Origin of the sequence: Parabacteroides sp. AM58-2XD (assembly GCF_003463685.1) — a bacterium.
GTDB classification, from domain to species: domain Bacteria; phylum Bacteroidota; class Bacteroidia; order Bacteroidales; family Tannerellaceae; genus Parabacteroides; species Parabacteroides segnis.
This window is the reverse complement of the sequence record NZ_QSDP01000157.1, coordinates 1-9578: the sequence shown is the minus strand read 5'-3', so window position 1 is coordinate 9578 and position 9578 is coordinate 1. Positions and strand designations below refer to the sequence as shown.

Sequence of the window (9578 nt, the reverse complement as noted above, 5' to 3'; positions counted from 1 at the left end):
GAAATGTGGCTAAAGCCAAAAAAAGAACCTGCTTATAAACCGTCAGCTAAAGCAGACGGCAAATGAACCTGTAACAGATGAGTCACTTTGACAGTTGGATAGCTCAATTTTTTCTATACTTTCACTTTAGGCAATATCAATTCCAATAATTTATTTACCGACTCTTCGAGGCTCAACACCGAGGTATCCAACGACAAAGCCGGATGCTCCGGTGCTTCGAATGGGGCCGAAACGCCTGTAAAATCTTTGATCTCTCCCTTGCGGGCTTTTGCATACAATCCTTTTACGTCACGCCGCTCACATTCTTCGATCGGCGTATTCACATAAATTTCCAGGAAATTATCTTTTCCGATAATCGTAGAAGCCATCTCCCTTAACTCATTGTTCGGACTGATAAAAGCCGCTATAGTTATAACACCGGTGTCAATAAATAGTTTGCTTACTTCCGCGATACGACGGATATTCTCCACCCGGTCTTCCGCAGAAAATCCCAAATTGTTATTGATACCGCTACGGATATTATCGCCATCCAGAATACGGCATAACAGACCGCGCTTATGCAACTCACGCTCCAAAGCAATGGCAATCGTACTTTTACCGGAACCACTCAGCCCGGTAAACCAAACCATCACACTACGTTGTTTCAAAAGCGCCTCTTTATCCTCTCTTCCCAACATACGGTCGAAAATCGGATATATATTATTCGGCTGTGTATTATTCATTTTATTTCTTATTACCTTTTATATTAAAACTCCCAGATCATCGGTATCACGAACACGGAAATCAAAAACGTAATCAGGTTCAACGGCAATCCCACACGGACGAAATCCGTAAACTTATAACTACCGATACCTTGTACGATCAGATTCGTCTGATAACCGATCGGAGAACTGAAACTGGCTGACGCCGCCATACAAATCACCACAAAGAATGGTGTCGGGTTTACTCCCAACTGTGTAGCGACCGACAATGCTATCGGAAAACTCAAGGCCGCCGCCGCATTGTTCGTTATCAGTTCGGTAAAAATATTTGTTATGATAAAAATAATGGCAAGCAGAGCATACGGCCCGAGATTGTCAGCCATACTAATGATATAGCTGGCTACCAAGGCTGCAAAACCGGAATTTTCCATCGCCTTACTGATAGCAAACGCACAAGCGATTGTAATCAGAATATCCCAGGATATATATTTGGTATATTTCTTCGGAGGAAATATCTTCGTCCAAGCCATAATAATAGTAGTGATGCAAACGAAAAAGAACATATCCAGACGCATCCCCGGAATGGCTTCTTTCACGGCCGGCAATTCGCCAACTGTAGCCCCTACAATCATAAAGATAAGTAACCCCAGTGCCAGCCAACGTTTCTTTTTCGATACCGGTTCAGTATTTTCATTACCATTGGCAAGCATCAGGAAGACACTCGATTCTCCCCACGTTGGAATAAACGAATCATCGGCCCAAAGTACCAGTGTATCGCCTTCATGCAAAGTAACCTTATCCAGATCATGAGTGAAACGTTCTCCCCCACTTTTCACTTCCTTTACGATAGCACCGTAATGGCGGGCAAAATTAAACTCTCCCAATGTCTTATTGATACCGGGAAAACGGGAACCCAATACAGCTTCCACCCGATGCAGGTTTCCCGGACTCTCTTCTTCCCCATCGTCCACATAATTATCCTGACGGGAATCGGGCAATAACTTATTGGAGAATACAAACAGATACAGGATACCGGCTATGGCAATAAAAATGCCGACTTTTCCGAGTTCAAACATAGTGAACCCCTCGTAGCCGGCTTCAATAACCATACCATGAACAACCAGGTTGGTGGAGGTTCCGATCAGCGTACAAATACCGCCTAATATGGTTACATAAGAAAGAGGTATAAGAAATTTGGTAGCCGGAAGTTTTACCGACTCAGCCCATCGTTTGATGATCGGGGCAAAAATAACAACTACCGGAGTATTATTAAGAAAGGCAGAAATAAATGCAATAGGAGGCAACATCCGGACCTGGGCCTTTAAAACGGTAGTTTTTCCTTCCGGAAGCAGTTTCTTGATAACTTGCCCGAGCGCCCCGCTCTGCCGGATTCCTTCACTCACCAAAAAGAGCATGCCGACGGTTATCATCCCTTTGTTACTGAATCCCTCCAACATTTCTTTTGGAGACAATATTCCTACGACCAGGAATAATACTACAACAGTCAGTAATACCATTCCCGGTCGCATCCTATCCCATATCAATGCCGCAACCATTCCGGCCAGGGCTAGCAATACAAATAATATTTCGAAGTTCATCGCGTTCCTAATCTGTCTAAATTTCTCAGATAAGGTGCAAATGTAATAAGAAAATTAACGTTATTCGTACGCAAAAACCCTATTTTAATCCTTTTGACCAAAATAATCAGCAAATGGAAGAAAGAGGTTTCACGATAAACCAGGGGTTGTGCAAATCCTTCTTATTGTATTTCAACGGAGTTCGGCCATCTATGTGGAATACGTCACATCCGGCCCCTCTTGCGATCGCATGACCGGCAGCTGTGTCCCATTCCATTGTCGGTGCAAAACGGGGATAAATATCCGCACTTCCTTCTGCCACCAGACAGATTTTCAGGCTACTACCGCTACTGATCAAGGTAACAGGCTGTCCTTGTTTCCGCAGATTCTCTATAAAATCGGTCGTCTCCGGACTCTGATGCGAACGGGAAGCGACAACGACAATACCCTGATGTCCCATAGATACAGGCAGTCGCGTAGCTTTTTGCATAATCTCATCCATAGAAGGTTGCAGGTCACAATCTGCAATCAACTTATAAGCTCCTACAGAGTCAGCCGAAAAATAGAGTTCTTTCCGCACAGGCACATAAATAACTCCCAATACAGGGACTCCCTTTTGAATCAAAGCGATATTTACAGTAAACTCACCGTTCTTTTTAATAAACTCCTTGGTTCCGTCCAGCGGATCAACCAGCCAGAAAGTTTCCCAGGCAGCCCGTTCAGCATGCGGAATATCCTTCCCTTCCTCGCTCAATATCGGATACGGGGTCACGGAAAGGACATTCATTATCAGCTTATGAGCAGCTTTGTCTGCTTTTGTTAGCGGAGAATTATCAGCTTTGCGTTCAATTTCAAAATCAGATGCAGGATCTGTATAAATATCCATGATAGCTTTACCGGCATCTATCGCTGCCCGGATAGCAATGTAAAGATAGTTCGAATAGTTCATCATCACTCATATCTATTAGGTTGTGAATATACAAATATACTATTTTTTTCGAACAAAACGCAGCTGAAGTGATTTATTTCAAGCGGTCTTACCTATTAAGACATAAATGGCGTCTTTTTGACCTGATGCAAAACTCCTTTTTATGCATCCAGTCTGATTAAATTATACTTCTGACTACCGATAGCGATTGCTTCTGCATGTTCAAGTGTATGAATGCCGTGGCGCGACTCCATCCGTTCGATCAAGTTCAAATCAAACGAAGCAGATGAACTGGAAACAAAGAGAATTTGTCGTTTTTTATTAGCTTTGTCAAAAATATTTATAAAATGCCTGTTATACCGACACATAAAGCAGCCCAACAATCCGATTTCGGGATATTCCTGAAAGAAATATCCCCTACTCTTTCCCAGGAAACGATTGTGCATGCCCACCGGGATGATTACTATATATTTGGTATGGTGGATAGTGGAATCTGCCGCATCAATATCGACTTTAAAGAGTATCTGTTATCAGGAGGCAAAATGATGTGCATCCTCCCGTTCCTTTTCAGGTAAACGACATGCAACAATCTGAATTAAAGCAAATTTTCAATATCATTGCCCGCAGGATACCTTGAATAGTACAATCTTTACCTCGCGTTGTCTATTCTCTCGCTTTTCTATAAATCGTTATTTTGTATCAAAAAAACGATGAACAGAAAAAGAATTATTTATCTTACGGATTTAGTATTAGTGCCTCTCTTTCTTCTTACTTTATATACAGGCATCATGCTGCATATTGCAAGTCATGGCAGCAATCATGACATCTGGCATAACTGGGCGGTATTCCACGTTATTATCAGCTTGCTATTTACCGTATTCGGGATTATGCATGTCAAACACCATTGGGGATGGTACAAGGGATTAAAAACAAAAGGCATCAAAGGTAAAAATAAGGTCGTCTTATTATTATCTTTCACCTTTATCCTTGTTATTATAACAGGAATATTGTTATTATGTATAGAAGGTGCTAATTCTTCAACCGGGCTATTACATTATAAAGCAGGTCTTATGGCTGGAGTTTTAGGAGTTCTGCATATCGTGAAACGATGGCGCTTTCTAATTATCAAGAAAAAAGTTTCCTGATTTGTGCCAGTATTTCATGTTATGACGAACTAAACCCGAAAAGAAATAAATCCATATAAACAAATATCAGATATGAAGAGTTTTATATTAACTGCCGCTTTGCTATTGACAAGCGTGATAGCAATGGCACAAGTTACAAGGAGTGATCAACTTTCAAAAAAAACAGACATGAATACAAACGATAAGACTGCCTCGGAAAAGAAATTCGAAAAGCCGGACGACGTAACACTACGTTCGAAACTCACAGCAGAACAATATGCAGTAACACAACAGAATGCAACGGAACGGGCATTCAAGAATGAATACTGGAACGAAAAACGGGAAGGCATCTACGTAGATATCACAACCGGTGAGCCATTATTCATCTCGACGGATAAATTCGACTCCGGCTGTGGATGGCCCAGCTTTTCAAAGCCGATAGATAAAAGTTTGATTATGGAAAAAACAGACAAATCTTATGGCATGAACCGAACGGAGGTACGCAGCAAAACAGGAGACGCACACCTGGGACATGTGTTCAATGACGGCCCCATCGCCAAAGGAGGACTACGTTATTGTATCAACAGTGCCTCCCTGAAATTTATCCCAAAGGCAAAGATGAAAGAGGAAGGATATGCCGATTATATACCACTGCTCGAAAAGAAATAAAACGAATTATATCATTAATAATTAAATAATACAGTATATTCGCAAAAGAATAAAATCAAGTAAATATGGAAAAAGCGAATATCACGCTATACACAGTCATTGGCGACCCCGGCCGCATCGTAACAGCCATTCGGGAGCATTTTAAGGAAATGACAAAAGAGTTCACACCGGAAAACGGAAATATCCTTCTGACCCTTGCAGACGATTCAACGATCTCCTTCAATATCAATCACCGGCAGGACAAGCCTGATTTTATCGCCTCCCATACAGCCGGGATGGCAAACTATTTTTCTTCAGCAGAGACTCCGCTAGTCGAACTGAAGGAGAACGTTTTACAGCAAATCCGCGTATTCAACTGCGTGACCGGCATCACTTTCGATATCGACGACAACGGAGACCGTACCAGCTATATCATCAACGGCCTTTTCGCCATTGCGAACAATGTAAACGGCTTCCTGCTCTATCCCAGCATGCAGATATATACCCAGGAAGGCAAATTGCTATTCTCTATCAAAGGCGAAAGCCAGTTGACGGAATTTATGCCGATTGCCAATGCCGACCTGCTGGACGGAAACCGCCCCCAAGAATCGCCTGCCGATATGAAAAGACGCCTGCGCTCAAACGCCCTGCTCAAAGCAAGAAACATTCCTTATATGGAACAACTGCCCTGTGAAGTCCTGGAAAGCGAAGTGCAGATGAGAAGCCGTGAAAAATGGTGGAACGGGCAGCCGCCTTGTTTGCCGTTGCCGTCTATTCGGAAGTCATCCTCTCGGAAGATTCGGACCGCGAAAAAGCCCTCTTCTATTTCAACAAGATGAACGATTTGTATGGCGTCAAATCTTACCTTACGGAAAAAGAAACAGCCTATATCAATGACCCCAACCCCGAACGGCAAACCTGTATCCAGTTCGTATGGCGTTATGAATGCTGCGCCGTGTTGCTTTGGGCAGCAGGTGTTGTCGACGACCTCTCCCATCCGTCCGAGATTGTCGATGTGCCCGTCCTGGCTGCTATTTTCTGGCAACATAAAGGATTGCAGGACTTATTGTCCAAAGGCTATTCGCGTCCGGAAAAGGAAATATTGGATGAAGCAGACCTTACATTGCGTTACGACTGGGCCTGTGTGGATGCACGCATTCATGGGCAAAAAGCTCCGACCGGAATCGACGGCGGAATCGTGATAGAACGCCATTATGCCTTTAACTGGATTATCGGAGCGAATAACGGTGCCGATTGGGATCACATACAGCCGAATACATAATTCGGCTGCTCTATCAATCAAACTCCTATATGTTATGAATAAAATTAAAACAGGATTAGCCGCCTACGGAATGTCAGGACAGGTATTTCATGCCCCGTTTATCAGCACGAATCCGCATTTCGAACTGACGGCTATCACCGAACGAAGCAAAAACCTGGCCTGCGAACGGTATCCGCAAACCCGCATCGTCCGCAGCTTCGACGAATTGCTGGAAGTGGATGGCCTGGAACTGGTCGTAGTCAACACTCCCGACAGTTCCCATTATGAATATGCCCGTCGCGCACTTGAAGCCGGAAAACATGTCATTGTAGAAAAACCTTTCACCCAAACGGTAGAGGAAGCCAATGAACTGGTCGCCCTCGCCGCCGGAAAAGGATTGACATTGAGTGTTTATCAGAACCGCCGCTGGGACAGCGATTTCCTGACCGTTAAGGAAATACTCGCTAAAAACCTGCTCGGACGCCTGGTCGAGTTCGAATCGACCTTCCCCCGTTTCCGCAATTTCATCAAGCAGGGCACCTGGAAAGAAACAGGCGAAGCCGAAGGAGGCATGACTTACAATCTGGGAGCACATGTGATAGACCAGGCCGTGCAATTGTTCGGCATGCCGCAGGCCATCTTTGCCGACATCGCCACCTTGCGCGATAACGGAGTGGTAGACGATTATTTCATCATCCATCTCCTGAAACCCTCCAAAGCCCCTGAGGTAAGAATCACCCTGAAAGCCAGCTACCTGATGTGCGAACATGAGCCGCGTTTCACCTTGCACGGCACGGAAGGCTCTTTCGTCAAATACGGCCTCGACCGCCAGGAAGAAGACCTGACAAACGGCCTGATGCCCGACTCCCCTCATTGGGGCGAAGAGGATTCTTCCATCTGGGGTCTCCTGCATACCGAAAAGAATACTATAAATGTACGCGAACGATATCCGAGCCTCCCGGGCAATTACGGAGCTTTCTACGAAAACATTTACCAGCATATCCGTAACGGAGCCGCTTTAGAAAGCGATGCCCGCGAAGTGGTAGACGTTATCCGCTTGATTGAAGCGGCATGGGAAAGCAGCCGGACAAAATCGGTTCAGAACTTATAACCTAATCCGATAAGCAAACGAGAGAAACAAATGTTTCCCGTAAGCCGGTTATAATTTCCTACGGAGGAAACTACAGTTTCTTCCGCAGGAAACTCGCGTTCCCACCGCAGGAAATTGCAGTTCCCTGCCCAGGAAACTGGCGTTTCCTAAATACGAAACTACGAGGAAACTGTAATCAATTCAGTGACAATGCACTAACCCGTTTACTCATTCTTGCTATTCTTTGATGATTTTATTCTTCTTCCGGTACTCAGTCGTACTCAATCCGGTGGCATTTTTGAAAAAGCGGCTGAAGGTGGCCTGGTCTTCAAAACCCAGCAGCAGGGCAATCTCTTTGGAGCTTTTGGATGAATAGAGCAGCAGGCGCTCCGCCTCTGCTTGCACCCGATTGTGGATTACGCGGATGGCCGAAGGTTGTTGGTAGGTAGACAACAGGTTAGCCAGCGTCTTGGGTGACTTATTCAGCATATCGGCATATTCCTGCACCTGTTTCTTTTCTTTGAAATGGGTATCGACCAGGACATAGAACTTGCGAATCGTCTCGAACTGCATCCCGTTTTCCTTCCTTACGCCCTGCCTGTTTTCTGCGATACGCGTACATAATATAATAAAGCGTTTCAACAACACGCGGAGCATTTCATCCTGCAAATGGTCGCGGCTTTCAAATTCTTCACGCATAATCCCGGTCAGCGTCGCGATTTTCCGCCGCTCCTCACCGGACAAATCAAAGATAACGACATGCGAGGAACCGTGAAACAGCAACCCGTTGCACGAAACCTCATGGTCGTTGCCGTAAATACAATAAAAATTACTGTTGAACAACAAAGACAGATACTCGCCGTCCACCCGTACAAAGTCCACATGGTGCAGATGGGACAAGGTGAGCAACTGACCTTCTTTCAATACGACCGGTTGGTGGTCGACATCCAGTTCCAGTTGACCGGACAAAACCCATATAAACTTATACAAGGTTTTATCCTTCAGCAAAGCCTTGTTTTCATGTAAGGAGTCTGATAAAATGACTTTTCCTTTAATCTTTGTGTTCTCAAATAATAAATCTATCGTATTCATATGCTTAGTGTTATCTCCATTCCGTCGGAATCTCCCCCGTATGCCTGCGGAACCAACGTGAGAAAGTGTCGTGGTTGGCAAATCCCAGCATCGTTGCAATCTGCGAAGGACGCAGACGGGTTTTCGATAACAGGTCTTTTGCTTCCAGCAATACGAACTCACTAATCCACTCGGCCGCAGAGATACCGGCTCCTTGCTTACATCGGATATTCAATTCTTGCGAAGTGATTCCTAATTTCTCTGCGTAAAAGTACGCAGGAGAATGGTGATATCTACTAATTAATGTCGCAAATTGTTGGAAAAAGAGTGAATTTTCTGTTTTCGGCGTGTCAGACACTGCTTTTCCCTGTTGTAAATTTATAATCAGAGCTCTCAGGAGAGATTCGACCACCTTCGCACGCATCTCTTTCATCTGTTCTATTTGCGATTCGACAAGGCGCAGATAGATTTTTGTCTCCTCGATTTCGTCGGAAGGAATATCGCGGTACACGAGGCGCTGGCGGTTAATCAACAGCTCTTCGGACACATAAACAATTATTCCGGAAAACCGGGTGCTGGGAAAGGCTTCGACCGCCGTCACGTCGTCGCTGGCAGCGAGTAAAAGTTGTCCGGCCGATACATCGTATGTATGGTGCAAGGCTTTACAGGTAAAAGTTCCTCCGGTACAGATTACGGCCAGGGTACCCGAGTCCAGAGGCAGCAATTTATAGTCTTCACCCTCTTTTACATATAGGATTCTCAGCGAACTTTCGAGCTTCAGTTCCGGTGTTGATACGGAATTATACAAATCAACAGGTAAGATTCTTTCTGCTTTCATCATCATGTCTTTTTGTCTGTAATTTAATTTCCGGGTAAACATAAAAAGGTGTCTTTTAGTTTATTATGTTGGGTGATTTTATCTTTAGTTAAAAAAATAAGACATATTCCGCAAACCAAATCTTTTATCAGTATCGCCTAAAAGTCTTTTGATCATATATCCAATGATTCTTTTGTTAGAGGTAGGTGTAAATAAATTTAGAGGTAGGTCTATTTTCATTTAGAGGTAGGTCTAAATCGATTTACACCTACCTCTAAATAAAAAACATTAGCTCTTTTCATTCTTTTTATCCTAAACAAAAAAGAATCGTTATAGAGAGTTATCTTGATTTTTTATTCGG

Annotated in this window: 10 protein-coding genes and 2 pseudogenes; 6 read left to right on the top strand and 6 right to left on the bottom strand. The window is 44.0% G+C overall.

All coding sequences use genetic code 11. The features are described 5' to 3' along the window. Positions 1 to 113: 113 nt before the first annotated feature. The 4 genes and pseudogenes from cysC to DXA15_RS27365 form a co-directional block, all read right to left on the bottom strand. On the bottom strand, positions 114 to 722 hold the full coding sequence (gene cysC / locus DXA15_RS23580) for an adenylyl-sulfate kinase (protein WP_007656948.1): 609 nt from the start codon (positions 720 to 722) through the stop codon (positions 114 to 116). A 23-nt stretch (positions 723 to 745) separates the two neighbouring features. Further along, a complete protein-coding gene (locus DXA15_RS23575; protein ID WP_007656949.1) occupies positions 746 to 2299 on the bottom strand; it encodes an SLC13 family permease in 1554 nt (517 codons plus the stop codon). A gap of 106 nt (positions 2300 to 2405) precedes the next feature. Then, entirely contained in the window at positions 2406 to 3230 is an 825-nt protein-coding gene (cysQ, locus tag DXA15_RS23570) for a 3'(2'),5'-bisphosphate nucleotidase CysQ (RefSeq protein ID WP_007656950.1), read from the bottom strand. A 137-nt stretch (positions 3231 to 3367) separates the two neighbouring features. Beyond that, positions 3368 to 3478 (bottom strand): annotated as a pseudogene (locus tag DXA15_RS27365) (ferredoxin); the annotation flags it as partial. Positions 3479 to 3553: 75 nt separating this feature from the next. On the opposite strand from DXA15_RS27365, the gene DXA15_RS23560 reads away from it, so the two are divergent. The 6 genes and pseudogenes from DXA15_RS23560 to DXA15_RS23540 all read left to right on the top strand — a co-directional run bounded on the left by DXA15_RS23560 (position 3554) and on the right by DXA15_RS23540 (position 7350). After that, positions 3554 to 3781 carry a hypothetical protein gene (locus DXA15_RS23560; RefSeq protein ID WP_128135662.1) on the top strand — a complete coding sequence of 76 codons (228 nt, stop codon included), beginning with the start codon at positions 3554 to 3556 and terminating at the stop codon, positions 3779 to 3781. 135 nt (positions 3782 to 3916) lie between these two features. Next, positions 3917 to 4351: a DUF4405 domain-containing protein gene (locus DXA15_RS23555; protein WP_128135661.1), complete on the top strand. Its 435-nt coding sequence runs from the start codon at positions 3917 to 3919 to the stop codon at positions 4349 to 4351. A gap of 204 nt (positions 4352 to 4555) precedes the next feature. Next, positions 4556 to 4999: pseudogene (msrB, locus tag DXA15_RS23550) on the top strand (peptide-methionine (R)-S-oxide reductase MsrB); the annotation flags it as partial. Between the two features lie 65 nt (positions 5000 to 5064). Next, positions 5065 to 5817, top strand: coding sequence for a DUF4272 domain-containing protein (locus DXA15_RS27360; RefSeq protein ID WP_233567589.1), 753 nt, complete (start codon positions 5065 to 5067; stop codon positions 5815 to 5817). Beyond that, positions 5712 to 6260 (top strand): DUF4272 domain-containing protein, encoded by a 549-nt coding sequence (locus tag DXA15_RS27355; RefSeq protein WP_233567588.1) that lies wholly within the window; start codon positions 5712 to 5714, stop codon positions 6258 to 6260. Before DXA15_RS27360 ends, DXA15_RS27355 begins: the two co-directional genes overlap by 106 nt. Positions 6261 to 6294: 34 nt before the next feature. Next, positions 6295 to 7350 (top strand): Gfo/Idh/MocA family oxidoreductase, encoded by a 1056-nt coding sequence (locus DXA15_RS23540; protein ID WP_128135659.1) that lies wholly within the window; start codon positions 6295 to 6297, stop codon positions 7348 to 7350. Positions 7351 to 7566: 216 nt separating this feature from the next. Here the strand turns inward: DXA15_RS23540 and DXA15_RS23535 are convergent, their stop codons facing one another. Both DXA15_RS23535 and DXA15_RS23530 read right to left on the bottom strand, forming a co-directional pair. After that, the gene (locus DXA15_RS23535; RefSeq protein WP_128135658.1) at positions 7567 to 8421 is read right to left on the bottom strand and encodes a helix-turn-helix transcriptional regulator; all 855 of its coding nucleotides are present in this window, start codon (positions 8419 to 8421) and stop codon (positions 7567 to 7569) included. Between the two features lie 10 nt (positions 8422 to 8431). Continuing rightward, complete coding sequence (locus DXA15_RS23530) at positions 8432 to 9238, bottom strand: helix-turn-helix domain-containing protein (protein WP_233567587.1); 807 nt, start codon at positions 9236 to 9238, stop codon at positions 8432 to 8434. Positions 9239 to 9578 lie beyond the last annotated feature (340 nt).

Coding starts and splice junctions, on each gene's coding strand:
- DXA15_RS23555 (WP_128135661.1), top strand. CDS start 3,917: ATGAACAGAAAAAGAATTATTTATCTTACGGATTTAGTATTAGTGCCT.
- DXA15_RS23560 (WP_128135662.1), top strand. CDS start 3,554: ATGCCTGTTATACCGACACATAAAGCAGCCCAACAATCCGATTTCGGG.
- DXA15_RS27355 (WP_233567588.1), top strand. CDS start 5,712: ATGGTGGAACGGGCAGCCGCCTTGTTTGCCGTTGCCGTCTATTCGGAA.
- cysQ (WP_007656950.1), bottom strand. CDS start 3,230: ATGATGAACTATTCGAACTATCTTTACATTGCTATCCGGGCAGCGATA.
- DXA15_RS23540 (WP_128135659.1), top strand. CDS start 6,295: ATGAATAAAATTAAAACAGGATTAGCCGCCTACGGAATGTCAGGACAG.
- DXA15_RS27360 (WP_233567589.1), top strand. CDS start 5,065: ATGGAAAAAGCGAATATCACGCTATACACAGTCATTGGCGACCCCGGC.
- DXA15_RS23530 (WP_233567587.1), bottom strand. CDS start 9,238: ATGAAAGCAGAAAGAATCTTACCTGTTGATTTGTATAATTCCGTATCA.
- DXA15_RS23575 (WP_007656949.1), bottom strand. CDS start 2,299: ATGAACTTCGAAATATTATTTGTATTGCTAGCCCTGGCCGGAATGGTT.
- cysC (WP_007656948.1), bottom strand. CDS start 722: ATGAATAATACACAGCCGAATAATATATATCCGATTTTCGACCGTATG.
- DXA15_RS23535 (WP_128135658.1), bottom strand. CDS start 8,421: ATGAATACGATAGATTTATTATTTGAGAACACAAAGATTAAAGGAAAA.